General features: G+C 75.2%; 22 protein-coding genes. 8 read left to right on the forward strand and 14 right to left on the reverse strand.

Features of this window, described 5'->3' with window-relative positions; translation table 11 throughout:
- Window positions 1-36 precede the first annotated feature (36 nt).
- Window positions 37-909 carry a dihydropteroate synthase gene (gene folP / locus ACIQMU_RS02830; protein WP_352238053.1) on the forward strand — a complete coding sequence of 291 codons (873 nt, stop codon included), beginning with the start codon at window positions 37-39 and terminating at the stop codon, window positions 907-909.
- A 148-nt stretch (window positions 910-1,057) separates the two neighbouring features.
- Here folP and ACIQMU_RS02835 read toward each other — a convergent pair whose 3' ends face one another.
- Together ACIQMU_RS02835 and dapE are read right to left on the reverse strand one after the other, a co-directional pair.
- The gene (locus ACIQMU_RS02835; protein ID WP_352238052.1) at window positions 1,058-1,843 is read right to left on the reverse strand and encodes a TIGR00730 family Rossman fold protein; all 786 of its coding nucleotides are present in this window, start codon (window positions 1,841-1,843) and stop codon (window positions 1,058-1,060) included.
- A gap of 99 nt (window positions 1,844-1,942) precedes the next feature.
- On the reverse strand, window positions 1,943-3,022 hold the full coding sequence (dapE, locus tag ACIQMU_RS02840; RefSeq protein ID WP_352238051.1) for a succinyl-diaminopimelate desuccinylase: 1,080 nt from the start codon (window positions 3,020-3,022) through the stop codon (window positions 1,943-1,945).
- Window positions 3,023-3,083: 61 nt separating this feature from the next.
- Between dapE and ACIQMU_RS02845 the strand changes: the two genes are divergently transcribed.
- Together ACIQMU_RS02845 and ACIQMU_RS02850 are read left to right on the forward strand one after the other, a co-directional pair.
- Window positions 3,084-4,010 carry a hypothetical protein gene (locus ACIQMU_RS02845; protein ID WP_402688087.1) on the forward strand — a complete coding sequence of 309 codons (927 nt, stop codon included), beginning with the start codon at window positions 3,084-3,086 and terminating at the stop codon, window positions 4,008-4,010.
- A 290-nt stretch (window positions 4,011-4,300) separates the two neighbouring features.
- On the forward strand, window positions 4,301-4,708 hold the full coding sequence (locus ACIQMU_RS02850; protein WP_352238049.1) for an ATP-binding protein: 408 nt from the start codon (window positions 4,301-4,303) through the stop codon (window positions 4,706-4,708).
- 101 nt (window positions 4,709-4,809) lie between these two features.
- On the opposite strand, the gene dapC is transcribed toward ACIQMU_RS02850, so the two are convergent.
- Together dapC and fdxA are read right to left on the reverse strand one after the other, a co-directional pair.
- Window positions 4,810-5,904 (reverse strand): succinyldiaminopimelate transaminase, encoded by a 1,095-nt coding sequence (gene dapC / locus ACIQMU_RS02855; RefSeq protein WP_352238048.1) that lies wholly within the window; start codon window positions 5,902-5,904, stop codon window positions 4,810-4,812.
- Between the two features lie 187 nt (window positions 5,905-6,091).
- Window positions 6,092-6,412 (reverse strand): ferredoxin, encoded by a 321-nt coding sequence (fdxA, locus tag ACIQMU_RS02860; protein WP_065490770.1) that lies wholly within the window; start codon window positions 6,410-6,412, stop codon window positions 6,092-6,094.
- A 117-nt stretch (window positions 6,413-6,529) separates the two neighbouring features.
- On the opposite strand from fdxA, the gene ACIQMU_RS02865 reads away from it, so the two are divergent.
- The 3 genes from ACIQMU_RS02865 (at window position 6,530) to ACIQMU_RS02875 (ending at window position 9,426) form a co-directional block, all read left to right on the forward strand.
- Window positions 6,530-7,549, forward strand: coding sequence for a GNAT family N-acetyltransferase (locus ACIQMU_RS02865; protein ID WP_402688088.1), 1,020 nt, complete (start codon window positions 6,530-6,532; stop codon window positions 7,547-7,549).
- Between the two features lie 119 nt (window positions 7,550-7,668).
- Window positions 7,669-8,550: a transglutaminase-like domain-containing protein gene (locus ACIQMU_RS02870; RefSeq protein WP_402688089.1), complete on the forward strand. Its 882-nt coding sequence runs from the start codon at window positions 7,669-7,671 to the stop codon at window positions 8,548-8,550.
- A gap of 270 nt (window positions 8,551-8,820) precedes the next feature.
- The gene (locus tag ACIQMU_RS02875) at window positions 8,821-9,426 is read left to right on the forward strand and encodes a response regulator transcription factor (protein WP_352238045.1); all 606 of its coding nucleotides are present in this window, start codon (window positions 8,821-8,823) and stop codon (window positions 9,424-9,426) included.
- Here ACIQMU_RS02875 and ACIQMU_RS02880 read toward each other — a convergent pair.
- The 5 genes from ACIQMU_RS02880 to ACIQMU_RS02900 all read right to left on the reverse strand — a co-directional run bounded on the left by ACIQMU_RS02880 (window position 9,395) and on the right by ACIQMU_RS02900 (window position 17,398).
- On the reverse strand, window positions 9,395-11,281 hold the full coding sequence (locus ACIQMU_RS02880) for an ATP-binding cassette domain-containing protein (protein ID WP_352238044.1): 1,887 nt from the start codon (window positions 11,279-11,281) through the stop codon (window positions 9,395-9,397). The two genes, ACIQMU_RS02875 and ACIQMU_RS02880, sit on opposite strands and share 32 nt — an antisense overlap.
- The gene (locus ACIQMU_RS02885) at window positions 11,278-13,221 is read right to left on the reverse strand and encodes an ATP-binding cassette domain-containing protein (protein ID WP_402688090.1); all 1,944 of its coding nucleotides are present in this window, start codon (window positions 13,219-13,221) and stop codon (window positions 11,278-11,280) included. The genes ACIQMU_RS02880 and ACIQMU_RS02885 overlap by 4 nt, the downstream gene beginning before the upstream one ends.
- 110 nt (window positions 13,222-13,331) lie before the next feature.
- Window positions 13,332-13,463, reverse strand: coding sequence for a SapB/AmfS family lanthipeptide (locus ACIQMU_RS02890; protein WP_003966507.1), 132 nt, complete (start codon window positions 13,461-13,463; stop codon window positions 13,332-13,334).
- Between the two features lie 43 nt (window positions 13,464-13,506).
- Window positions 13,507-16,209, reverse strand: a complete 2,703-nt coding sequence (gene lanKC, locus ACIQMU_RS02895) for a class III lanthionine synthetase LanKC (protein ID WP_352238042.1) — start codon at window positions 16,207-16,209, stop codon at window positions 13,507-13,509.
- Between the two features lie 208 nt (window positions 16,210-16,417).
- On the reverse strand, window positions 16,418-17,398 hold the full coding sequence (locus ACIQMU_RS02900) for a winged helix-turn-helix domain-containing protein (protein ID WP_402688091.1): 981 nt from the start codon (window positions 17,396-17,398) through the stop codon (window positions 16,418-16,420).
- A 195-nt stretch (window positions 17,399-17,593) separates the two neighbouring features.
- Here ACIQMU_RS02900 and ACIQMU_RS02905 point away from each other — a divergent pair, with 195 nt between their 5' ends.
- The gene (locus ACIQMU_RS02905; RefSeq protein WP_402688092.1) at window positions 17,594-18,799 is read left to right on the forward strand and encodes an MFS transporter; all 1,206 of its coding nucleotides are present in this window, start codon (window positions 17,594-17,596) and stop codon (window positions 18,797-18,799) included.
- Window positions 18,800-18,837: 38 nt separating this feature from the next.
- A complete protein-coding gene (locus ACIQMU_RS02910) occupies window positions 18,838-19,428 on the forward strand; it encodes a sugar O-acetyltransferase (protein WP_352238039.1) in 591 nt (196 codons plus the stop codon).
- Window positions 19,429-19,506: 78 nt separating this feature from the next.
- Here ACIQMU_RS02910 and ACIQMU_RS02915 read toward each other — a convergent pair whose 3' ends face one another.
- The 5 genes from ACIQMU_RS02915 to ACIQMU_RS02935 form a co-directional block, all read right to left on the reverse strand.
- On the reverse strand, window positions 19,507-20,010 hold the full coding sequence (locus ACIQMU_RS02915; RefSeq protein ID WP_352238038.1) for a DUF4265 domain-containing protein: 504 nt from the start codon (window positions 20,008-20,010) through the stop codon (window positions 19,507-19,509).
- 254 nt (window positions 20,011-20,264) lie between these two features.
- Window positions 20,265-22,445: a hypothetical protein gene (locus ACIQMU_RS02920; RefSeq protein WP_352238037.1), complete on the reverse strand. Its 2,181-nt coding sequence runs from the start codon at window positions 22,443-22,445 to the stop codon at window positions 20,265-20,267.
- A 175-nt stretch (window positions 22,446-22,620) separates the two neighbouring features.
- Window positions 22,621-23,094, reverse strand: a complete 474-nt coding sequence (locus ACIQMU_RS02925; protein ID WP_402688093.1) for a DUF6113 family protein — start codon at window positions 23,092-23,094, stop codon at window positions 22,621-22,623.
- Window positions 23,091-24,002, reverse strand: a complete 912-nt coding sequence (gene mshB, locus ACIQMU_RS02930; RefSeq protein WP_352238035.1) for an N-acetyl-1-D-myo-inositol-2-amino-2-deoxy-alpha-D-glucopyranoside deacetylase — start codon at window positions 24,000-24,002, stop codon at window positions 23,091-23,093. Before mshB ends, ACIQMU_RS02925 begins: the two co-directional genes overlap by 4 nt.
- A gap of 106 nt (window positions 24,003-24,108) precedes the next feature.
- Window positions 24,109-24,303: a hypothetical protein gene (locus ACIQMU_RS02935; RefSeq protein WP_010063247.1), complete on the reverse strand. Its 195-nt coding sequence runs from the start codon at window positions 24,301-24,303 to the stop codon at window positions 24,109-24,111.
- Window positions 24,304-24,377: the final 74 nt, after the last annotated feature.

Genomic DNA, 24,377 nt, shown 5'->3' on the forward strand with positions numbered 1-24,377 from the left:
AGGGTCGCAGGCGGGCTATCGAGGAGGACGTACGGGATGCGGAGCGGTGTACTCAGGCTGGGCCGACGGGAATTCGGGCCGCACGAGCCGGTGATCATGGCGATCGTGAACCGGACCCCGGACTCCTTCTACGACCAGGGCGCCACGTTCCGGGACGGGCCGGCACTCGACCGGGTCGAGCGGGCGGTGGCCGAGGGCGCCGCGATCATCGACATCGGCGGGGTGAAGGCCGGCCCCGGCGAGGAGGTGAGCGCGGGGGAAGAGGCGCGCCGCACGGTCGGGTTCGTCGCCGAGGTCCGCCGCCGCCATCCGGACGTGGTGATCAGTGTGGACACCTGGCGGCACGAGGTGGGCGAGGCGGTCTGCGAGGCGGGGGCGGACGTGCTGAACGACGCCTGGGGCGGCGTGGACCCAAAGCTGGCGGAGGTCGCCGCGCGGTACGGGGCGGGTCTCGTGTGCACGCACGCGGGCGGCGCGGAGCCGCGGACCCGGCCGCACCGGGTCGCGTACGAGGACGTGATGGCGGACATCCTGCGGGTGACCGTGGGCCTGGCCGAGCGGGCGGTGGCGGTCGGGGTGCGGCCGGACGGGATCATGATCGATCCGGGTCATGACTTCGGGAAGAACACCCGGCACTCGCTGGAGGCGACGCGGCGGCTCGGGGAGATGGCGGAGACCGCGTGGCCGGTGCTGGTGTCCCTGTCCAACAAGGACTTCGTCGGGGAGACGCTGGACCGGCCGGTGAAGGAGCGCGTCGTCGGCACGCTGGCGACGACGGCGGTCTCGGCGTGGCTGGGGGCGCGGGTGTACCGGGTGCACGAGGTGGCGGAGACGCGGCAGGTGCTGGACATGGTGGCGTCGATCGCCGGGCACCGGCCGCCGGCGGTGGCGCGGCGGGGGCTGGCGTAGGGGCGTCGCCCGCCGGTGGGCGGGGTCCCGGGGCTGCCGCCCCCGGGACCCGCTCCTCAAGCGCCCGGGGGGCCGGCGAGGGCGCCCTCGACCGCCGGGCGCGGCCGGGTCGGCCGGGCGGGCCCGAGGTCGCCGGGCGGGCTCGGACTCAGCGCCCGACCTCCTTCGTGACGAGCGTCACCGCCTCCTCCACGTCGTCCGTCACGTGGAAGAGCATCAGGTCCTTCTCCGACGCCTTGCCCTGGCTCACCACCGTGTCGCGGAGCCAGTCGACGAGGCCGCCCCAGTAGGCGGTGCCGAACAGGACGATCGGGAAGCGGGTGACCTTGCCGGTCTGGACGAGGGTCAGCGCCTCGAAGAGCTCGTCCAGGGTGCCGAGGCCGCCGGGGAGGACGACGAAGCCCTGGGCGTACTTCACGAACATCGTCTTGCGGACGAAGAAGTAGCGGAAGTTGACACCGATGTCGACGTGCGGGTTGAGGCCCGACTCGAAGGGCAGCTCGATGCCGAGGCCGACCGAGACGCCCTTCGCCTCCCGGGCGCCCTTGTTCGCGGCCTCCATCGCACCCGGACCGCCGCCGGTGATCACCGCGAAGCCCGCGTCGACCAGGGCCTTGCCGATCCGGACCCCTGCCTCGTACTCCGGTGATCCGGTCGGGGTGCGGGCCGAGCCGAAGACGCTGATCGCACTCGGCAGTTCGGCGAGCGCGCCGAAACCCTCGACGAACTCCGACTGGATGCGCATCACCCGCCAGGGGTCGGTGTGCACCCACTCGGAGTCGCCCTCGGAGTCCAGCAGCCGCTGGTCGGTCGTGCCGGGCTGGACCTGGTCCCCGCGGCGCAGGACCGGGCCCAGCCACTTCTCCTCGGGGCTGACCGCGCCCTCGGGAACCTCCGCGCCCTCGGGGATCCGTGCGTCCTCGGCGTTGCCCATGTTCCGCTCCCTCCACCGACCCGCGTCGCGCTGGGTCGTGTCGTACTGCGTCCGGCCAGCGTAGATCGGCGGAGGTTACGTACGGGGGAATGCCGTGCGTCAGGTGGTCAGCCAGGACCGCAGCCGGTCCTCGCAGTGGGTGATCTTCTCGACCGCGACGTGCTCGTCCCGCTTGTGGGCGTACATCGGGTCGCCGGGGCCGTAGTTCACCGCCGGGATGCCGAGCGCGCCGAAGCGGGAGACGTCGGTCCAGCCGAACTTGGGCCGGGCGGCGCCGCCGACGGCGGTCATGAACGCCTGGGCGGCGGGGTGGGAGAGGCCGGGCATCGCGGCGCCGGAGTGGTCGTCGATGACGATCTCGTCCACCCCGCAGTCCGCGAAGACCTCGCGGACGTGGGCGACGGCCTCGTCCTCGCCGCGGTCGGGGGCGTAGCGGTAGTTGACGACGACGGTGCAGGCGTCCGGGATGACGTTGGTGGCGACGCCGCCCTCGATGCCGACGGCGTTGAGCCCCTCGTGGTATTCGAGGCCGTCGATGACCGGGCGGCGGGGCTCGTACGCGGCGAGCTTCGCCAGGATCGGTGCGGCGGCGTGGACGGCGTTGGAGCCCATCCAGCCGCGCGCGGAGTGGGCCCGCTCCCCCCGCGTCCGCAGGTGGACCCGGAGCGTGCCCTGGCAGCCGCCCTCGACCTCGCCGTCGGAGGGCTCCAGGAGGACGGCGAAGTCTCCGGCGAGCCAATCGGGGTGGGCTTCGGCGATGTGGCCGAGGCCGTTCAGGTGCGCGGCGACCTCTTCGTTGTCGTAGAAGATGAAGGTCAGGTCGCGGTTGGGCTCGGGGACCGTCGCGGCGATCCGGAGCTGGACGGCGACGCCGGACTTCATGTCGGAGGTCCCGCAGCCCCAGAGGATCCCGTTCCCGTCGAGGCGGGAGGGGACGTTGTCGGCGATCGGCACGGTGTCGATGTGCCCGGCGAGGACGACCCGCTCGGCGCGGCCCAGGTTCGTGCGGGCGACGACGTTGTTGCCGTGGCGGTCGACGGTGAGGTGGGGCAGGCCGCGCAGGGCCGCTTCGATCGCGTCGGCGAGGGCCTTCTCCTCCCCGCTGACCGAAGGGAAGTCGACGAGCCGGGCGGTGAGCGCCGGTCCGTCCAGGGTGAGGTCAAGGGTGCTGTCGGCCATGGACCCGACCCTAAGGGACTTGGCTCTCGGCCCCGGCCGGGGCCTCCAGTACGGTGGGGCCGTGCCCCGGACAGCCAGCCCCGCCCGCCGCAGCCGCCTCATCCGATGCGCGGTGGCCTTCGCCGTGCTCACGGCCCTGGCCGGTTATCTGGCCGTGCAGTACGACTCCGGCTCGAAGAACCCGCCCCGCTGCGTCGTGGTGGGCTCCGACGGGGACGGCCGGACGTCGCACACGTACGAGATGAGCCTGGCCCAGGCGGTGAACGCGGCGACGATCTCCGCGGTGGGCACCACGCGGGGCATGCCGGAGCGTGCGGTGACGATCGCGCTGGCCACCGCGCTCCAGGAGTCCACGCTCCGCAACATCGACTACGGGGACCGGGACTCGCTGGGCCTGTTCCAGCAGCGCCCCTCGCAGGGCTGGGGCACGCCCGCGCAGCTCATGGACCCGGTCTACTCCGCCGGTGAGTTCTACGACCACCTCGCCGAGGTCCCGGGCTACTCGCGGCTGCCGCTGACCGTGGCCGCGCAGCGGGTGCAGCGCAGCGGATTCCCGCAGGCGTACGCGAAGCACGAGCCGGACGCCGCGCTGCTGGCCGCCGCCCTGACCGGGCGTGAACCGGCCGCGTTGAACTGCACGCCGTCCACGGCCACGGCGGACGGTCCGGGGGACGCCTCGCGGGTACGGACGGAGCTGGTGCGCGCCTTCGGCGAGGACGTGCTGCCCGCCGCGAAGGCGGCCGGCGCGTCCGCGTCGGCGACGGTCTCGGTGCCCGTACCGGTTGCCGCGGCGCCGTCCGGTGACGAGGGCGCTCCGCGGCGCGGCTGGGAGCTGGCGCACTGGGCCGTGGCGCAGTCCGAGGCGCTGCGGATCGGGCGCGTGAGCTACGCGGACCGGGTCTGGGAGGCCGGTAGGGGCTGGCGGACAGAACGCGCGAAGGGCACGGAAACGGACGCGGCCTCGGTCAGAATCCGGGTCGTTCAGTAGTACGCCCCATCACCCGTACGGGCCTTGGGCGCCCCGCCCCCGGACCGCTCCGTCCGGCCGCCCGGCCGGCCGGTCGTCCGGCTCCGATTCCCTTGCCCCCCAAGGGAAGTGACGGTTCACCAGGTTTCGACGGTATGGATCGTTTGCCCGGGTTCTTCCCCTGCGGATAATCCGACGCATTACTCAGCCTTTACCTTGGCCCACCGCAACCTCCCCCTCCCCCGCAGCGGTTGTCAGTGCGTCCGATCACCGGACAGAAGAATTCGCGCACAACCCGCTGAAGGAGCATCATGTCCCTCCCCCTGACCCGTCGGATCGCTCGTGCCGCGCTGCTGATCGCCGCAGGCGCGGCCCCCGTGGTCGGTGCGGCCGGCGCCGCGAGCGCCGCAGAGCTCCCGCAGAGCCCGGACCTGGGCGGCCTGACCACGCTGGACGGCGCCGGTCTCGGCGGCGCCGTCGACGGCGCAGCGCAGCAGGGCACCCGGGCGGCCGGCGACACCGGTGGCCGGATCGTCGGCACGGCGATCCCGGCCGCGGGCGAGACCGTCGGCGAGTCCGCCGCGGTGGCCCTCCCGGCCGCACAGGAGACCGTCGGCCGGACCGCGGGCGACGCGGGCGAGGCCGTGGGCGGCGTGACCGACGCCGCCGGCGGCGGCCTGCCCACCGAAGCACTGGGCGGCGGTCTGCCGATCGGCTGACCGGCCGGCGCCCGAGCACGCTCGGCCGGTCGGCGCGCGACCTGCGGGAGGGCCTGAGGAGTGCGCACTCCTCAGGCCCTCCCGCAGGTGCGTGCCGCGTGTCAGGACAGGCGCTTGACCGCCGCGGCCACCCGCTCGTCGGTCGCGGTGAACGCCACCCGGACGAAGCTCGCGCCGGCCGGACCGTAGAAGTCTCCGGGCGCCACCAGAATGCCCAGCTCCGCGAGATGGGCCACGGTCTCCCAGCACGGCTCCTCGCGGGTCGCCCACAGGTAGAGGCTCGCCTCGCTGTGCTCGATCCGGAAGCCGTGCGCCTCCAGGGCCGCGCGCAGGGCGAGGCGCCGGTCCGCGTAGCGGGCCCGCTGCTCGGACACGTGCACGTCGTCGCCGAGAGCGGCGACGACGGCGGCCTGGACGGGGGCGGGCGTCATCATCCCGCCGTGCTTGCGGATCAGCAGCAGCTCGCCGAGGACGGCCGCGTCGCCCGCGATGAAGGCGGCCCGGTACCCGGCCAGGTTGGAGCGCTTGGAGAGCGAGTGGACGGCGACGAGGCCGTCGTGGTGGCCGCCGCAGACGTCCGGGTGGAGCACCGAGACCGGCTCGGCGTCCCAGCCCAGCTCCAGGTAGCACTCGTCGCTGAAGACGAGGACGCCGTGCTCGCGCGCCCAGGCGACGATCCGGGTCAGCTCGTCCCGGGACAGCACCTTCCCGGTCGGGTTGGACGGCGAGTTGAGCCAGAGCAGCTTCAGCCCCGCCGGGTCCAGCTCGGTCGGGTCGTCGTAGACGACGGGCTCCGCGCCGCAGAGCCGGGCGCCGACCTCGTACGTCGGGTAGGCGAGCCGGGGGTAGGCCACCTTGTCGCCCGCGCCGAGCCCGAGCTGGGTCGGCAGCCAGGCCACCAGCTCCTTGGAACCGACGACGGGCAGCACGCCCGCGTGGGTCACGCCGACCGCGCCGAGGCGGCGCTCCACCCAGCCGGTGAGCGCGTCCCGCAGGGCCTCGGTGCCCCACACCGTCGGATAGCCGGGGCTGTCCGCGGCGGCGACCAGCGCCCGCCGGATCACCTCGGGGACCGGGTCGACCGGGGTGCCGACGGACAGGTCCACGAGGCCGTCCGGGTGGGCCAGGGCCGTCGACTTGTAGGGCGCGAGCTTGTCCCACGGGAAGACCGGGAGGCGGGAGGAGACTGCGGACACGGCGCTCTGCTTTCTCGGATGTTCTCGTACGGGTTTCGGCAGCGTTCGCGTACGGGTTTCGGGGGTCTCGTACGGACGGCGGCGGCGGAACGGGCGCGGCGACGCCCCGGCGGTACGGGGAAACACCTCGGTCCCGCACGGGGACGAGCCGTACGGGACCGGTGCTGCGCGCGTGGTGCCGCCGTGTCTACTGGTTCTGCGGCGGCAGTGCGGCGACGAACGCGTGGTCGCGCTCGATGAGACCGAGCTTGGAAGCACCGCCCGGCGAGCCGAGATCGTCGAAGAACTCGACGTTCGCCTTGTAGTAGTCCTTCCACTCCTCCGGAGTGTCGTCCTCGTAGAAGATGGCCTCGACCGGGCACACCGGCTCACAGGCTCCGCAGTCGACGCATTCGTCCGGGTGGATGTACAAAGACCGCTGGCCCTCGTAGATGCAGTCGACGGGGCACTCTTCGATGCAGGCCTTGTCCTTCACGTCGACACAAGGCTGCGCGATGACGTAGGTCACGCTGTCGTTCCTCCTCGGTAGGGCGTTGGCTCTCGCGCGGGAGCGCGGCGTCGTCGATGCCCGCACCTAGTATCTCCGTTCTCGGGCACGATCCGAACAGGAGGGGCGGACACAGCTGTGGAATTCACTATCGGCGGACGACTCGAAGTCCGCATCACCCCCGCTGACGTGGGCAAACGCGTGTCCGTGCGGTGCCGGACCGACGGCGGGGGCGCGGGCGCGGAGTTCACCGACACGGTCGGGGTGCTCACATCGTGGGACGACGGTGTGCTCTCGATCACACGCAAGAGCGGGGAATCGGTCCGCATCGTGGAAGCTTCTCTGGTAGCGGGCAAGGTCGTGCCCGCCGCCCCGGCACGTCGGCGCGGGCCCGCCGCATCCTTCGGTGAACTGGCGGCCGTCACCGCGCGCGCCTGGCAGCCCGTGGAGAGCGAGGCGCTGGGCGACTGGCGGCTGCGTGCCGCGGGCGGCTTCACCCGGCGCGCCAACTCCGCGCTGCCGCTGGGCGATCCGGGCCTGCCGCTCGGCGCGGCGCTCGGCCGGGTCCGCGACTGGTACGGGGAGCGGGGCCTGCCCGCGTACGTCCAGACGGCGACCGGGGCCGAGGGCGCGCAGGAGGTGCTGTGCGCGGAACTGGAGCGGCACGGCTGGCGGCGCGAGGTCTCGGCGGAGGTGCGGATCGCCGCGCTGGCGCCGGTCGGTGACCGGGAGTCGGAGGTGCGGGCGGTCCGTCTGACCCGCGAACCGGACGCGGCCTGGCTCGCCCGCTACCAGCGCTTCTCCACGTCCGGGCCCCATGTGCTGCGGGTGCTGGGCAGCGGCCCTTCGGTCTGGTTCGCCACGGTGCCGGGGGACGCCGGCGCCCCGGACGCGGACCCGGCCGCCGCGCCGGCCGCGATCGGGCGGTGCGTCGTGGACGGGCGGTGGGCGGGGTTCATGGCCGTCGAGGTCGCTCCGGAGCAGCGGCGTCGCGGCCTCGCCACCACGGTGATGACCGCGCTGGCGCGCCGGGCCCTGGACGAGGGCGCTTCGGCGGCCTGGCTCCAGGTGGAGGAGGACAATGAAGGGGCGCGGGCGCTGTACGACGGCATGGGCTTCTCGGCCCATCACCGCTACCACCACTACCGCTCGGCGTGACGGGCCATGTGCCGCGCCAGGGCGCTCGGGCCCGCCCGGCGGGTACATGACGGCCACGGACCCGGGCGCGGGCGCGGGCGGATGACGGATACGGGCAGGCAAGGGGACATGGGTCGCATATGAGCGATAGGGATTCCGGATCGGCCGAGCGGCGGCGGCAGTTCGCCGAGGAGGCCCGGTCCGAGCGGCCGGACCTCGCCTACCTGTGCCTGCTGCTGGGCGCGGAGGCCGGACCGGTGGGACCGGCCGAGGTCCGCCCGCTGACTCCGGGGGAGACCGTGCCCGACCCGTACGGCATCGACACGGCGCAGATCGAGCTGGACCGGCTGGCGGGAATGGTGCCCCACGGCCCCCGCTCCCCCGCCGCCTGGGCCTCGGCGCTGGCCGGGCTGCTGGGCGAGCGCTGCGGTTTCGGCGGCTCCTCGGCCGACTACCAGCGGCTGGACTCCTCGCTCCTCCAGCAGGTGCTGCGACGCCGCCGGGGCCTGCCGATCCTGCTGTCGGTCGTGTGGATCGAGGTCGCCAGGAGGGCGGGCGCGCCGGTGTGCGGGGTGGCCCTGCCCGGCCACTTCGTGGTCGGCTTCGGCGACCGGGAGAGCCTGGTGCTGGCCGATCCGTTCGCCGGGGGCGCCCCGCTGACCGGCCGGGACGCGGAGCTGCTGGTCACGGGGGCGACCGGGGCCGCCCTCGACCCGTCGATGATGACGCCGGCGCGGCCGCTGGAGATCGTGCTGCGCATCCTGAACAACGTACGGGCGTGGGCGGCGGCCCGGCCCGAGCGCACGGACGTGGCCCTGTGGGCGGTGGAGCTGTCGCTGCTCCTGCCCTCGCATCCGGCCAGGCTCCGCTACGAGCACGCCCAGCTCCTGGTCCAGCGCGGTGAGTTCCTGCGCGGGGCGGTGGAGATGGAGGAGTACGCGGAGATCCTCGACGGGATCGAGCCGACGACGGCCGAGAACGTCCGGCGCAAGGCTCACGCCGCGCGCGCCCTGCTGAACTGAACCGGCCGCCCGGCGGCTCTTCCGCGGAGTTCACCGGGCGCCGGGCCTCCGGAGGGCCCCTGCGGGGGGCGAGGCGGATGGGTCCGTGCGCGGTGTGCGCTCCCGTTTTGCCTCTGAACGCCCCCTTCCGCGCCCAACGGGCGCGCTATTCAGCCCGTTTGTCGGCGTACGCGAATGCCCATGCGCTCAACTGGAAACCCGTCACCGGACGCGTACAGCCCATCGCGCTCCGCGTTGGGCGGGCCGGAGAGAGAAGCTGAGGGCAGATTGATGACAACCGTGCTGCTGGTCCACACCGTGCCGTTGTGGCGCGCATCGCTGGCGTCGCTCCTCGGCACGGGGCGGGGGTTGGACGTCCGCACCGCCGAACGCGGGGCGATACGTGCCCCCCTGGACGGGCCGGGCCCCGACGTGGTTCTCACCGACCTGGACTGTCCGGGCGTGATGGACGTCCTGGACGAGGTGAAGGCGGTGACCGCACCGCACGGCGGGCCGTGCCCGCTGGCCGTGCTCACCCGCAGCGACCGGCCGCGCGGGCTGCGGCGGGCGTACGAGGCGGGGGCGCTCGGCTACATCGACAAGTACCGCGCGGTGGACGACCTGTCCGAGGTGATGCACAAACTGGCGGACGGGGGGCGGCATATCGACGAGTCGCTGGCCTTCAGCCTGCTACAGGTGGCCGACATGCCGCTGTCGCCGAGGGAGTTGAGTGTGCTCTCGATGGCCGAAGGGGGTGACACCGCGGCCGGGATAGCCGCCCGACTTCACCTGACGCCGGGGACGGTGCGCAATTACCTGGCCGCCGCCATACGGAAGTCCGGGGCGCGCAATCGGCTGGACGCGATCAGGCGGGCGAAGGAGGCGGGGTGGATCTGACATCCCGTTCCTCGCCCCGGCCCGGCCGCGCGGAACCGGCGGCCCCGCCCGGTCGGCCCGGCCCGCCGGGCGCCTCCCGCTGCACCGCCGCCGCTCCGACCGCCTCCGCCTCCTCCGGCTCCCAGAGACCGGCCAGGTCCCGGTAGAGAGCGCAGGAGCGCAGCAGTTCCTCGGGGGTGCCGCACTGGGTGCGGGGACCGTCCATCACCAGGGTCCGCCCGGCGCGCCGGGCGGAGCTGAGCCGGTGGGCGACGACGACCAGCGCGCCCGGCAGGGCGGCGAACGCGAGTTCGGCGCGACTCTCGGCGGCCGGGTCGAGCCGGCTGGTGGCCTCGTCGAGGATCAGCAGCGGCGGGGCGGCGAGGTAGGCCCGGCCCAGGGCGACGAGCTGCCGTTCGCCCTGGGAGAGCCGGTCCGGCTCCACGGCCGCGTCGAGGGAGCCGAGCCGGGAGAGCAGCCCGTCCAGTCCGAGCACGTCCGCCATGGCCGCGATCTCCCGGTCGCGGGCGTCGGGACGGAGATAGCGGAGGTTGTCCCGCAGGGAGCCGCTGAACACATAGGCGTGCTGGGGGAGCAGGACGCGTACGGAGGTGGCGTCGGCCGGGCGCGCCGGCCGCCCCCGCCACCGCACCGCTCCCCCGGTGGGCCGCTCGGTCCCGGCGAGGACGGCGGCCAGGGTCGACTTGCCGCTGCCGCTCGGTCCGACGACCGCGAGGTGCTCCCCCGCCTCGATCGTCAGGGAGAGCCGGTCCAGGACGGGGTGGGCCCCGGGCCCGTAGGCGAAGGTGACCTCGTGGAGTTCAGCGACCGGCGTCCCGCGCGGCGGCGGGGCGGCGTCGCGGGCGGGCGGCGGCGGGTCCTCGGCGGGCGGCGGCGGAGCGTTCGTGAACCGGTCGAGGACCACGACGAGCCGGCCCCCGACCGTGCCCAGCATGGTCATCAGTGCCTGGACGGCGGGGGCGAGCGCCTGGGTGAGGTAGGTCAGCGCGCCGACCAGTGCGCCCGGCGTGAGCCCGTTCCGCAGCAGCCAGGGCGCCCCCAGAAGCAGCAGCAGCGGCGGGAAGCGGCCGCAGACGGCGAGCGCCAGCACGCGTACGGCCGACCAGCGGGCCAGCGAACGGGAGGCGGCGAGCTGCGCCTCGGCGAGGGCCCGGGACTCGGCCACCGTCCGCTCGGCGGCCCCGGCCGCGGCGATGTCACGCACCGAGGCGGCGAGCAGGCCCGCGTGGGCGGCGTACGCCTCGTCGGCGGCGAGGTAGTCGCGCTGGCGGGCCGCCATCGGCGGCAGGGTGCCGAGGAACAGGGCGGACCCGAGGACCAGTGGGGGCAGCACGATCAGGAGGAGGGCGGGCGAGAGGGCCAGCAGGCCGGTGACGGCCCCGGCGGCCGTGAACACGAACGAGCGCAGCGTCAGGACGAGTCCGGCCCAGCCGTCCCGGGCGATCTCACTCTGATGAGTGACCTGCGACAGCGACCTGGTGCTGACGTCGCCGGCGCGGTCGAGCGCGCCGGACAGCGCCCGGGAGACGGCGCGCCGGACCAGTCCGTCGCGCAGCGGCTCCACCAGGTCCGCGAGCCGGCCGAACACTCCGCGCGCGGCGGGCACGGCGGGCAGCGCGGCGAGGGCGGCGACGGCAAGCCAGAGGAGGCCGGTGAGCGCGCTCTCGGCGAGGAAGCCGTCGTCGAGCGCGCGGGCGACCCCGAATCCGGTGAGGAAGGTCTGCGCGAACTCCAGCAGGGACCAGCCGGCCAGCCGCAGGACGACGCCGGTGCGCGCCCGCAGGAAGGGCCGGGCCTCGCGGCCGACCCTGCGCAGCGGGGTGTCGCGCCGGGGCCGCTTCGCGCCGCCCTTCACCGGTCCTCCGCTCCGGCGGCCGGCGTCGCGGGCGTACGGGCGGCGGGAACGGCGCCCCCGGCACCCCGGTCAGGTGCGCCCGGGCTGTCCCCGCCGCCCGTGCCGGCCGTGCCGGTGGCCGCGCCATGGCCCGGGCTCGTGCCCGCGCCGGTGCCCGGGCCGGTGGCCGTTCCGCCGCCGGTTCCGCCGCCCGGGCCCGTTTCGTGCGTGGCCGTTTCGCCCGGGCCGGTACCCGGGCCGCCGTCCGTGCGGAAGACCGCCCGGTAGTCCGGGTCGGCCCACAGGTCGTCATGGCGGCCCGTGGCGCGGACGCGGCCGTCCTCCAGCCAGGCGACCCGGTCCGCCCGCGCGGCGGAGGACAGCCGGTGCGCGACGATGACCCGGGTGCAGCGCCCCGCCCGCGCGTCGAGCGCCCGCCGGACGTGGTGCTCGGTCACGGTGTCCAGGCCGGACAGCGCGTCGTCCAGAATCAGCAGGCGGCCGGGGTGGGCGAACGCGCGGGCCAGCCCCAGGCGTTGGCGTTCGCCGCCGGACAGCGGGGCGTCGGCGACGGGGGTGGCGTAGCCGTACGGGAGCAGCGCCAGGAACCCGTCGGCGCGGGCCGCGCGGGCGGCCTCGCGTACGGCCTCGGGTGACGCGGTCCAGGGCCCGTAGGCGATCGTGTCCTCGACGGTGACGCCGGGGAGGGCCGGGCGGGCGAAGGCGTACGCCACTTCGCGGCGCAGCCGGGCCGGTTCCATGGAGCCCATCGGGACGCCGTCCAGCAGCACGCTGCCGGTGTCCGGGTCGAGCAGCCGCCCGGTGACCGCGGCGAGCACCGACTTGCCGGAGCCGGAGCGCCCGACGACGGCCAGGGACGTGCCGCCGGGAACGGTCAGGTGGACGCCGGCCAGCAGCGGGCCGCCGTCCTGTTCGACGCCGACGTTACGGAGTTCGAGGCGCCCGGGGGCGTCGGGCGGCGGGCCCAGGCCGCGGTGCGGCAGCGGTGGGAGGGTGAGGAGGGGTTCCAGGCTCCGGGCGGCGGCGCGACTGCGGGCGAGGGAGCCGAGGGCGCCGGTCAGGGCGCCGATGCCGACGGCGAGGCTCGCGTAACGCGAGGCGGCGACCAGGTCGCCGACGCCGATCGCGCCCGCGCCGAGCCGCAGTCCGGCGACCGCGAGGACCAGCAGCATGAGCAGCGGCAGCAGGAGGCCGCTGCGGCCGACGGCCCGGCCGTACACCGCCCAGGTGCGCCTGCCGTGTCCGGCGAGGGCGGCCAGGGGCTCCAGGACGCGGCGGTGCTCCCGTGCGCCGGTGCGGGCGGCACGGATGGTGTCGGCGCCCTCCAGGGCCTCGGTGAGCCGGTGGGCGATGAGCGACTGGGCGCGCTGGTAGTCGGCCCCGGCGTCGGCGGTGCGGCGGGTGAAGGCGCGCAGCAGTGCGACGAGGAGGGGGGCGCCCAGGAGGAGCGCGGCGGCCGTCCACACGTCGATGAGCAGGAGGCCGGCGATCGCGCCGAGCGGGAGCAGGACGCCCGCGACGGCTCCGGCGGCGGTGACGGGCGCGGACGCGGCGTCGGCGGTGCGGGCGGTGAGCCGGGCCGTGAGGTCGCCGGTGGGCAGGGCGAGGGCCCGGCGGGGTTCGGCGGCCAGGAGCCGGGCGGCGGTGCGGGTGCGCAGGGACGCGGTGAGCCGGGCGGTGGTGGTCGTGCCGGTCACGGCGGCCGCCGCGTCGAACCCGGTCTCGGCGAGGGTCAGGGCGGCGCAGAGCAGCAGCCCGGGCCAGGGCACGGGGCCGCCGGCGACGAGCCGGTCGACGGTGTGGCCGAGGGCGGCGGGCAGGGCGAGGGCGGCGAGCGCCCCGCCGGCGGAGCACAGGAGGAGCCCGAGGAGGGCGGCCGGGTGCTGCCGGGCGAGCCACCGGGTGCCGGGCTCCGTGCCCGGGCGTGGGTACAGCCGCACGGGGTCGCCTTTCCTGGGGGGTCTTCCGGCGTGATCGGCAGAACGCCCCCTGGGGGCACGTGGCCGGCCGGCCCACCGGTGAGGATCACCGATGGGCCGGCCGGGTCGGGTCACGGGGTGCAGAGGACCACGCTGAGGGAGCTGTACTCACATACCAGCAGCGAGACCTGGCTGCCGGTGGCGAGCTCGCCGAAGGAGTCCTCGGCGGGGGTGTCCATCGCCTGAAGGTCGAGAAGCGCCATGATGATGTCCTTTCGGGGACGGTGATGGTGCTGGACGGTGTTGCTACGACGACCCCTGACGGGGCCGGTTCTCGGGGCCGCTCGCGCGGCCGGGGCGCGCCGCCGGAGCGGCGGGCAGGAAGGGAAGTCCGGTGGGGCCGCCGAACGCGGCGCCCAGGGCGAGCAGAACGCCTGCGGTACCGGTGGCCAGGTCCATCGACAGGCGCATCAACTGCTCGCCGGGGAAGGCGAGTCCGTCGCCGTACGCGAGGGCGTGGCTGCCCAGCAGGCCGGCGTGGCGGGCGAGGGCCCGCGGCCGGCCGGCCGCGTCGCACAGCGGGGTGGCCGCCAGGTGCAGCAGGAGTCCCGCCGAGCCCCGGAGCAGTCCGGGCTGGACGTAGAAGGCGGAGAGCGCGGCCGGCAGGAGGGCCCGGCCCGCGGCTTCGAGTCCGGCGTCGGGGCGGTGGGCCAGGTAGGCGTCGATGACGGCGGCGATGCCGGCGCTGCCCGAACCGAGGTACGGCATCAGCCGCTTGCCCTCGACGACCAGGAGTTCGCCGTCGTCGCCGGCCCGGCACCGCTCCAGGTCGCGGCGCAGGGCGGTGGCCGCCAGGTCGAGCAGGGCGGGGTCCCCGGTAGTCGCGTACCGGCGCACCAGCAGCAGGGCGATGCCGCTCGCGCCGTGCAGCAGTCCGGTGCGGGGGGACGGCGGACCCTCGGTGAGGGCCCGGACGGCGAGGTCGGTGCAGCGGGCCGCGGCGGCGGACAGGGCCGGGGCGTCGGAGGCGGTGCGGGCCAGGTCGTCGAGGGCGAGGCCGATGCCGGCGTACCCGTTGTGCAGGCCGGGCGCGAGGCCCTCCAGGGGCTGGTCGAGGATGATCCGGAGGAGGTCGGCGGCCTCGGCGGTGCGGCCGATCCGGTTCAGGGTCCAGGCGATGCCGGTGAGTCCGTCGTAGAAGCCGAGGGGGCTGCCGGACGCCGGGTCCTTGGCGTGCCGCAGGAGCCAGTCCTCGGCCGGTGGGCACGGCGGGGCGCCCGTCTCGTGGAGGGCGTAGAGCACTCCTGCCGCCCCGTACGCGAAGGACTGGCCGCCGGTGGCGGTGGCGAACTGGGCGATGTCCCCGGGGAAGCAGCGGTCCTCGCGCTCCGGTGTGCAGGAGGCGGTGACAGCCCGGGCCATCGCGTCTCGGCTGCGCGGCCAGTCACCGGGGTCGGGAACCGGAGCCGGGGCGTGCGCGGGGGCGGAGAAGGGGGCGGCGGCGGGCGACGGGGGTTCGGCCTCCGGGGCGGTGGCGGGCGCCCGCGGGGCGGTGCCGCCCCGCCCGGATTCCTCCGTGTCGCGCAGGATCTCCGCGACGGCGGGCCGCAGCGCCTCCTCGGAGACCGGGAAGACGCGGGCGATGTCCCGGGCGAGACCGGCCGCCTTGGTGCGGTCGATGCCGAACAGCGTGGTGAGCGGCAGGTACAGGGCGAGCCGCAGACAGGCGAGCGCGTAGCGGTCGATGTCGGCGCCGCGCCGGTCGGGCGGGGCGACGAAGGCCGGGTTGGCGACGATCTGGCGGCGGCGCTCGGCGGCCGGGGAGGCCGCCTCGAAGTCGAGCAGGACGATCCGCGCGTTCTCCTCGTCGACCATGACGTTGCTCATGTGCAGATCGCTGATGACGATGCCCCGGGCGTGCACGGCCGTGACGGCGCGTTCGACTCGGCCGTACAACTCCTCTGCCCACGACGCGTGTTCGGCGAGCAGCTCGGGTGACGGGTGCTGCCGGGCGAGCGGGAAGCGGCGGGCGAAGACGGTGTTGAGGGTGGTGCCGGGGATGTACTGGAGGACCAGGAAGTGGTGGTCGCCGACCTCGAACACGTCCCGGACCGCCGGTACGCAGTCCAGTCCGGCCAGTTGCTCCAGGGCCGTCCGTTCGCGCTCCAGCCGGGCCACGGCGTCCGCCCCGTCGGCGGCCAGACCGGCGTACGGCCGGGCCTCCTTGAGGACGACCCGCTCGCCGGTGCGGGTGTCACGGCCGAGGTAGACCCCGCCGCCGTTGGAGAAGTGCAGCGCCTTCTCCACGGTGTACGGGAGGTCCGCCAGGCCCACGGCGGCGCGGGCTTCGAGGTGCGGGGTCAGGAAGCCTGGCGGGGTCACCCAGGAGGGGACGCGGAAGGCCGGGCCCCGGTCGTCCGGGACGAGCCGGCCCCGCGCATCGGCGACGGCGGGCACGGGCCGTCCGTCCGGACCGGAGCAGAAGCGGGCGGCGAACGCCCCGTACCGGGTGTGCACCGGCCCGTTCCCGCACCGCAGGTCGCTCAGGATGTACGGGCCGTGCTCACCCTCCAGCAGCCGCATCAGGGCCGTGCACACCTCGGGGAACGCGTCCTCGGAGGGCGGGTAGACGGTGATGAACTTGCCGCTGCCGGCCCGGTCCGCGTACTTGGCGTTCCGCAGGGCCAGCAGCCCGGGGCTCGGTACGCACTTGAAGGCCAGCCGGTGTTCCAGGCAGTGGCCGACGACCCGGTCCAGGACGGAGGCCGCGTTGTCGAGGGCGGCCGAGACATGGATCTTCCAGCCCTGGGGCGGCAGCCGGAGCCCCTCGGGGCTGTACGCGAGCCAGTCGCCGCGCCGCGAGCGTGTCCAGCCCCCGGGTACGGGGCCGCGGAGCGGCGCGTAGAACGCGCGCTCCTCATCGGCGGCTCCGCCCGGCCCGGGGGAACGGTGGGGCGCGTCGTAGAAGCGGCGGTCCGCCTGGCAGTACGCGGCGTACTCCGGATTCACGCACGGCCCCCTCGCTCGGATCTTTCGTGGCGAGAGAGAAATTGTCACAACGAGGAGGGATGCCCATAGTCACTGTTGTCACGACTCGCACATGCGCACCCACCATGCGGAGCGCACCGCGTGACGATGCGTTCCGCTCCCCGCCCAGCTGTGGGCGGGTCCGGGCCGGGGGCGTGCGGGGGCGTGCGGGGGGCGTTCCCGCATCGGTTCAGCCCGCGCTGTGCACCAGCCCGTCCCCCGCTTCCGTACGGAAATAGAGCACGGAGCGGCCCGCCCGGCGGCGGCGAACCAGTCCGGCGTCCAGCAGGATCCGCAGATGACGCCCCACCGAGCCCAGCCCCTGTCCGGTCAGTGCGACGAGCTGCGTCGTGCTGAGCGGGGAGGCCAGCAGCAGCAGAACCGCCGCCCGCGCCGGGCCGATCAGCGCGCCGAGGGCCTCCGGCACGGGCACGCGCCCGGCTCCGGCGAGGGCGCCGGAGCACGGGTACACCAGCCCGTACCGGCGCGGGACGTCCCAGCAGACCCAGGACTGCTGCGGAGTGACGGGCACGAACAGCAGTTGGGCACGGCCCAGCTCGCGGGGCGGGTTGTCGAAGGTGTTGATCTGGAGCCGGCTGTCGCCCAGCCAGCGGACGCCGGGGCGCATGCCGTTCAGGGCTGCCGCCCAGCCGCCCCGGCCCAACTCGGCCGCGCGGGCGAGCACGTCGGCCTCCAGGACCCGTCGCCGCCTCGGCCAGTCGGGCAGCACGGTGTGCGTCCAGACCCACTCCACCGTGTCGGCGGCGCGCTCGGCCAGGTCGTCGCGGTCCAGAGCGGCGGGCAGCGGGCCGCGCAGCGCCTCGGCGAGTTCGGCGCGGGCCCGGCCGGGCGGGGTGGCCCGGATGCGCGCCAGCTCCTCGGCGAAGGAGGACGTGCGGGCCGCGCCGGGTGGGGCGGGGGCCGGGGCCGGGGTGAGGAAGTCGGCGATCCACCGGGGCGCGAGGGCCGCGCGGATCACCAGCGCGGTGACCGGATCACCGGCCGCCCGCCGCCGGTAGGCGGGCAGGTGGGCCTCCAGCCAGGCGCGCTCCCCCGGGTGCGCGGCGGTGGCCCGCTCCAGGACCAGCAGACTCGCGACGGCCTCCGCGAGCGGTGAGACGACGAACCGGCTGCCGGCGAGCGTGTCCGCACTGACCTGCCACCAGCCCATACGCCCCACCGTCCCGTTCTCCGCCGCTCGCGCCGGCCCCGGCCCGCCCTCGTCGGTCCCACCGGCGCCACCCGCGGCCCCCGGCGGCCCGGCCGGCCGCGCCGGTCCAGGAGGACCCGGTTCACCGCCCCGCCCGCTTTCGCACCCGCGCGAAACAGTAACGGCCCCGGCCGCGCCGTCCGGAGACTCCGTCCCATGCGCACCTACCGCGAACTGTTCCGGACCCCGGAGTTCACCCCCTTCTTCGCGGCCGTCTCCGTGCAGACGGCCGCCCAGACCGCGACCGGCCTGGCCCTGGGCACGCTCGTGTACGCGCGGACGGGTTCGCCGCTGCTGTCGGCACTGGCGATGTTCGGCCCGTCGCTGGCCCAGGCGGCCGGGGCGCTCACCCTGCTGTCCGCGGCGGACCGGCTGCCGCCGCGCGCCGCGCTGACCGCTCTGGCCCTGCTGTCCTCGGGGGCCGCCTGCGTCCAGGCCGCTCCCGGTCTGCCGTTGTGGGGCGCGTTCGCCGTCCTGCTGGTGGTGGGGGCGGTCTCGTCGCCGGGCGGGGGCGTACGGTACGGGCTGCTCAACGAGATCGTGCCGCGCGAGGGATTCCTGCTCGGCCGCTCCGTGCTCAACATGGCGGGGGGCACGGCGCAGATCGGCGGTTTCGCGGTGGGCGGGCTGCTGGTGACGGTGTTCTCGGCGCGCGGGACGCTGCTCATCGGAGCGGCCCTGTACGCGGTCGCGGCGGCCGTGACCCGGTTCGGGCTGACCGCCCGGCCGCCCCGGGCCACCGGCCGCCCCTCGGTCCGGGAGACCCGCCGGACGAACGCGGTGCTGTGGTCGTCGACGCCGCGCCGGTACGTGTTCCTGGCGCTGTGGGTGCCCAACGGGCTCGTCGTCGGCTGTGAGTCGCTGTACGTGGCGTACGCGCCCGGGCACGCCGGGCTCCTCTTCGCCGGCGGAGCCCTGGGGATGCTGGCCGGGGACACGCTGGTCGGGCGGTTCGTCGCGGCGACGGGCCCCACGTGGCGGGCACGGCTGGGGGCTCCGCTCCGGCTGCTGCTGGCCGCGCCCTACCTCCTCTTCGCCCTGCGGCCCGGACTGCCTCTCGCGCTGGCGGCGGTCGTCCTGGCGAGCGTGGGCTTCGCCGCGAGTCTGCTGCTCCAGGAACGGCTGATGGCCCTCACCCCGCAGGAGCTGAGCGGCCAGGCGCTCGGGCTGAGCAGTTCGGGGATGCTCGCGACGCAGGGGGTGGGTGCGGCCGTGGCGGGCGGCATCGCCCAGGTGACCTCCCCGGCGACGGGCATGGCGGCCGTAGCGGGGATCTCGGTGGCGGTGACGCTGGCGCTGGCCCCGGGGCTGAGGGACCGGCCCGGGGGCGGTGGGGGCAGACTGCCGGGAGGGGACGGATAGCCTCCGGCACCCCGAACACCCCGGACGAAGGAGACGACATGACCCACGAGGCCAGGCCGAGCCAGAAGGAAGCCATGCTCTCCGGCGAGCCGTACATCGCCGACGACCCCGAACTAGCCGCGGACGCGCTGCACGCGGCCGTGCTGAGCGAGCGCTACAACGCCACCTCGGCCGCCGATCCCGAAGCCCGGCGCGCCGTGCTGGCCGAACTCCTCGGCGAGCTGGGCGAGGGCGTGGAGGTACGGCCCCCGCTGCGGGTCGACTACGGCTACCGGACCACCATCGGGCCTCGGACGTTCATCAACTTCGGCGCCGTCCTCCTGGACGTCGCCCGCATCACCATCGGCGCGGACGTCCAGCTGGGCCCGAACGTCCAGCTGCTCACCCCGACCCACCCCGTCGACCCCGAGCAGCGCCGGGCCAAGTGGGAGGCCGCGCGGCCGATCACCATCGGCGACAACGTGTGGCTGGGCGGCGGGGTGATCGTCTGCCCCGGAGTGACCATCGGCGAGAACACGGTGGTCGGCGCGGGGGCGGTCGTCACGAAGGACCTGCCCGCCGACGTGGTGGCGGTCGGCAACCCGGCCCGGGTGATCCGGAAGATCGGCGAGGCCGGGCCCGAGGCGTAGGGGCGGCGGGGGGGGAGCGGACAGGAGAGCCGGCTGGGGCCACGGAGGCCCGCGTCCTGAGCGGCGGGCACCCGGGCCTCACGCGGCCCGCCAGGCGTCGGTGACGCACGAGACCTCGAAGTGCCACCATCCCTCGTCCCGTCCCCGGGCGAGCAGCGCCTTGACCTCGCGCAGGTCCGCACCGCCGGGCACGGTCAGGGCGACCAGCGGGAACGCGGCGCTGAAGACCTCGCCCGTGAGCCCGAAGCCGGCGAGCCGCTCGTGCACGGCGCGTGCGTCGCGCCCGAGCGGGCCGTCCGGCACGGGCAGCACCCGTACGGTGCAGTTGCCCGAGTCCGCCACCCGGCCGACGGCCCAGTGCACCCCGCCGTCGTCCGTCCAAAACCGTACGGTCTCGCCCTCGGCCACCCCGTCCTGGAGGAAGGGCACGTTGTCGACCCGCGCGGTGTCCGGGCCCAGCCGCGTCGCCCACAGCCCCTCGGTGTCGTACGGCGGCCGGTCCTCACGCGGGACGAAGCGGAACCAGACCTTGATCCGATCGGCTTCGCGGGGTGGGCGTTCCGGGCCGGCGGAGGAACTCATGGCCCCATGGTCCCCCGCGCTCGGGGCCCGCGCCCGTCCACCCGCCACGACCGGGCGCGACATCCGCTTTTGAGGCCGGTGTGCCCGGGACCGGCGCCGTCGGAGCCGTCGTCCCCGCCGCGGCGCGCCCCTCCCGCCGGGTCGGCGGCCCGGCCGCACAGCCCCTCGAAGGACGCGCGCCGACGACTCCGCCCCCGGCCGGAGACGTTCCCGGGCGGGGGCGGAGGAGGTGGAGCCGCTGTCCGTGCGGGGCGTCAGCCCTGGCCGGTCAGGTCGATGGTGACCGTGCGCTCGGCCGGCGTCTTGCCGGTCAGGGCGGTCTTCATCGCCTGGGCCACGTCGTCCGCGCCGACCGGGTACTTCTTGCCGTCGCCCTTGACCGCCATGATGCCGTCGAAGACGCCGTCCAGGAGCTCGTCGATCGCCTTCTTGTCATAGACGTCGACCAGCCGGCCGTCCACGGGCTTCATGGAGAGGATCTGCGGCAGCGACCGGGCCGGACCGAACTGGATCTGCTTGGGGCCGGCCTTGATGGTGATCAGGCCGGACATCGCGGGCTCGGCGAACTCCTTCATCGCCCGCTCCAGTTCGGCGTTGGTGATGGTGGGTTCGACGGTGGTGACGGGGAGTTCGACCAGCCGGTCCTGTCCGGTCTGCACCTGGGCGCGGTAGGCGTCCCGGATGGAGATCAGGGACTGCCCGGCGTCCAGGGCCTTGCCCGGCTTGCCCGGCACCGCCACGGCCTTGTTCGGCTCGAAGCGGATCGTGCCGTCGCTGACCGAGCCGGAAGCGCCTGCCAGGTCGGCCAGCGCCACGCCGAGCTTCTCCTCGTCGACCGGGATCACCGGATCGGCGGGACGCTCCCCGCCGAACAGCGAACCGATCACCGAGACGGGGTTGTAGTCGCTGCCCGCCGCGCCGCGCACGGTCTCCTGGCTGTCCAGGGTGAGCCCGGCCTTTTCGGGGTCGAGCTTCTCCTTCTTGCCGTCCACCGACAGCTGGAGGGGCTTCTTGGCCCGCTCGCCGAGTACGGCGTCGAGCTTGACGACCGCCTCCTCCTTCGTGCCGCCGCCGATGTCGACCCCGAGCACCGTGGTGCCCTTGGGGACCTCGGAGTGGTTCAGCAGGAGACCCGCGCCGTACGCGATGCCGAGCAGCACGACCGCGGCCACGCCGAGCAGGACCAGCTTGGAGCGGCCCTTCTTCGCGGGGGCGGCGGTCTGCGGAGCGGGGCGCGGCGCGGCGGGGCCGGGTGCGGGGACGGAGGGCGCGCCCGGACCGCCGGGACCGCCCGTCATCAGGCCGCCGGGGGTGCCCGGCCCGCCCGGGAACGGGGCGCGGGGCTCGCTGGGCACCACGGGGATGCCGCTGGTCAGCGTGTCGCCCGAGACACGGCCGCCGGGGCCGGGCTCGGGGGCGGGGGCCTGCGGGGTGAGGATCGCGGTGTCGTCGGACATCCGGGGCGGTACGCCGCCGGAGGCGCCCGGGACCATCGGGCCGGGGCCCGGGCCGCCGAGGCCGGGGACGCCGTCGAGGTTCGGGGTCAGCGAGGAGCTGCCCGTGACCGGGCCCGTGGTGGGACCGGAGGGGCCGGGCGTCCGCGCGCCGAGGCCGGGGGCGGGACGGGGGCCTCCGCCGGGGGGCTCGGTGCCGTAGCCGTCGAGCGCGCTGCGGCCGGGACCGGGCGCGCCCGGAACGCCGCCGCCGGACTGCGGGGCGTCCGAGAAGTACGGCAGGTCGGGGCGCGAGCGGCCCGCGTCACCGACCGAGGCACCGCCGGGGCCGCCCTCGTGCGGGCCACCGGAACCGCCGGGGGCGCCGGGGCCGCCCGGGCCCGGACCGCCCGGGGCGCCCGCGCCGGAGCCCGGCACGACGCCACCGGGGCCGAAGGGAGCGCCGCCGGGGGCGCCGGGCGCACCGGCGTCCTGAGCGGCTGCTCCCGGGCCGGAGGCCGGGGCCTTGCGCGGGGCGAACCAGTCGCTGCCGCTCTTCTCCCGGGCCGGCCTCTCCGCGGCTGCGGGGTCGGCGGCCGGGCCGCCGTCCCGGGGCCGGTCCGCGGGGGCGTTGCCGTTCGGGCCCGCGGGGCTGTTCGAGGGTCCGGCCCCGGGCGCCGGCGGCGGCGTGCCGGGGCGCGGGGTGGCGCCGGTGCGCTCCGCGTCGGAACGGCCGCCGGCGACGTCGCTCTCCGCCATCGGCGTGCGCATCACGACCGGCGGGATGGGGCGCGATCCGGGGATGTTGATCCGGATGCGCGTCGTCAGCGTGGTCTCGGTCTTCGGTTCCTCGGGCCGGGGCGGATCCACGGATTCCGGGTTCTCGTCAGAGCCGTCCTGTGACGGATACTGGCGTGATCCGTACGGCGGCGTACCCGACGGGTACGCGGCTCCGCCGCGGCCCTGGGGCCCGGAGGACGAACTGTCAGTTTCACGACTCAAAGCAGGTTCTCCCGATTGGCTCCGCCGCCCGTACTTCCCCCATGCCGCAGGCCAGGGGACGGCTCGGCGCGCGCACCACCATACTGGCCGCCGCCGCCGGACACTCCGCGGCCGGGGGAAACCTCCACCCGGGCATCACACCTGTGGGGGTCGTTCGCGACCCGGATATGGCACTTCACGTCCCGGACCGGCCGCTGCGGATGGCTGATTGCGGCACTTTGAAGGTGGTGGCGCACATCACAGCGACTGCCGTCCCGCCGAGCATGAAGAGCACCAGGCCGAGTTCGTCACCGAAGACGTAGTCGCCCTCGGGCCGGCCGGCCAGCAGGACGAACACCGTGATGAACCAGCCGACCGCCGGGGCGAGCGCGCCGATCTGGGTGCCGGTCAGTATCCGGCCGCCGTAGAAGAGGCCCGCGGACCCGGCCAGCGCGAGGATCAACCCGCCCGGGAACCACGCGGCTTGGACGAGTGTTCCGGCGAGCGCGACGAGCGCGCCGAGCACGGCGAGGCCCGCGTAGGCGGCGATCCTGGCCGGGTCGGGACGGCCGGCGGGCCCGGCGGGCCCGGCGGGCGCGGACGGGGCGCTCCGCCGCGGCGTGGGGGAGGACCGCGCACGGCCGCGGGCTTCTTCGGACCTGCCGCTCACGCCGCGCCTCCCGCGGTGCCCGTCGCGGCCGGCAGGCCGGCGAAGAGGTCGCTCTCGCGGACCCCTTCGGGCACGCCCGGTACGCCTCGCACCAGTTGGTAGTACTCGGTCGTCAGCAGGGGCTGGCCGAGGTCGTTGGAGAGGGCGAAGTACGGTCCGTCGACCGCGATCTGGGTGACGTGGGCGCGCATCGCCGCGGTTTTCGCCCCGGCGTACGCCGATCCGTCGATCTCCGCGGTGATCAGGTCCCCGTCGGTCACTCCCGGGACGTCGTCCACGGCGGCGATGCCGGGGAAGGCCCCGGGGGCGGTGGTGCGCAGCCGGTCGAAGGCGTCCTCGACCACCGTACGCTCCACCCGGTTCCAGTAGATCTTGGCGATGGCGTGCGGTGCGCCGGAGCCGTGCGCGGGGTCGGCGGCCAGGGCGGCGGCGCGCATCGCGACGCGGTGGGCCTGGATGTGGTCGGGGTGGCCGTAGCCGCCGTCCGGGTCGTAGGTGACGAGGACCTGGGGGCGGATCTCGCGGATCACCTCGACGAGGTGGGCCGCCGCCTCGTCCACCGGGGTGGACCAGAAGGAGCCGGGGCGGACGTTCTGCTCGACGCCCATCATCCCGGAGTCCCGGTAGCGGCCCGCACCGCCGAGGAAGCGGTGGTCGGTGACGCCCAGCTCCCGCATGGCCGCGGCCAGCTCGCCGACGCGGTGGGGCCCCAGCGCGTCGTCCCGGTCGGCGGCGAGACGGGCGAGCGAGGGCGGGATGACCTCGCCCTCCTCGCCGAGCGTGCACGTCACCAGGGTCACGTGGGCGCCCTCGGCCGCGTACCTGGCCATGGTGGCGCCGTTGTTGATCGACTCGTCGTCGGGGTGCGCGTGCACCAGCAGCAGACGGCGGGCGGGGAGGTCCTTCATGGGGACCACCCTACGAGCCCCCGGTCACCTCGTGCCCCGCGCCCCGCGACCCGCGCTCCGCCTCTCCGGGCCCGTGTCCCGCGTCGGCCCGGCCTCCGGACGGCCCTCAGAACTTGATGCTGCTGATCATCCCCGCCACGTTGGTCGTCAGGTCGGAGATGGTCGGGGCGATGGACGAACTCGCGATGTAGAACCCGAGCAGCATGCAGACCACCGCGTGCCCGCCCTTCAACCCGGATTTCCGGATCAGCAGGAAGACAATGATCGCCAGCAGCACTACCGCCGAAATCGAGAGCGCCACGGCGGTTCACCTCCATCAGTACGGTCGGAACGGGAGCACACGCGGAGTCAGCAGGTTCCTACCCACCGAGCGCT

The organism is Streptomyces sp. NPDC091649 (genome assembly GCF_044756785.1).
GTDB lineage: Bacteria > Actinomycetota > Actinomycetes > Streptomycetales > Streptomycetaceae > Streptomyces.

What these genes read in the sequence shown, in the direction of transcription:
- folP (WP_352238053.1), top strand. Translation starts at nt 37, where the DNA reads ATGCGGAGCGGTGTACTCAGGCTGGGCCGACGGGAATTCGGGCCGCAC.
- ACIQMU_RS02835 (WP_352238052.1), bottom strand. Translation starts at nt 1,843, where the DNA reads ATGGGCAACGCCGAGGACGCACGGATCCCCGAGGGCGCGGAGGTTCCC.
- dapE (WP_352238051.1), bottom strand. Translation starts at nt 3,022, where the DNA reads ATGGCCGACAGCACCCTTGACCTCACCCTGGACGGACCGGCGCTCACC.
- ACIQMU_RS02850 (WP_352238049.1), top strand. Translation starts at nt 4,301, where the DNA reads ATGTCCCTCCCCCTGACCCGTCGGATCGCTCGTGCCGCGCTGCTGATC.
- ACIQMU_RS02870 (WP_402688089.1), top strand. Translation starts at nt 7,669, where the DNA reads ATGAGCGATAGGGATTCCGGATCGGCCGAGCGGCGGCGGCAGTTCGCC.
- ACIQMU_RS02875 (WP_352238045.1), top strand. Translation starts at nt 8,821, where the DNA reads ATGACAACCGTGCTGCTGGTCCACACCGTGCCGTTGTGGCGCGCATCG.
- ACIQMU_RS02890 (WP_003966507.1), bottom strand. Translation starts at nt 13,463, where the DNA reads ATGGCGCTTCTCGACCTTCAGGCGATGGACACCCCCGCCGAGGACTCC.
- ACIQMU_RS02900 (WP_402688091.1), bottom strand. Translation starts at nt 17,398, where the DNA reads ATGGGCTGGTGGCAGGTCAGTGCGGACACGCTCGCCGGCAGCCGGTTC.
- ACIQMU_RS02905 (WP_402688092.1), top strand. Translation starts at nt 17,594, where the DNA reads ATGCGCACCTACCGCGAACTGTTCCGGACCCCGGAGTTCACCCCCTTC.
- ACIQMU_RS02910 (WP_352238039.1), top strand. Translation starts at nt 18,838, where the DNA reads ATGACCCACGAGGCCAGGCCGAGCCAGAAGGAAGCCATGCTCTCCGGC.
- ACIQMU_RS02915 (WP_352238038.1), bottom strand. Translation starts at nt 20,010, where the DNA reads ATGAGTTCCTCCGCCGGCCCGGAACGCCCACCCCGCGAAGCCGATCGG.
- mshB (WP_352238035.1), bottom strand. Translation starts at nt 24,002, where the DNA reads ATGAAGGACCTCCCCGCCCGCCGTCTGCTGCTGGTGCACGCGCACCCC.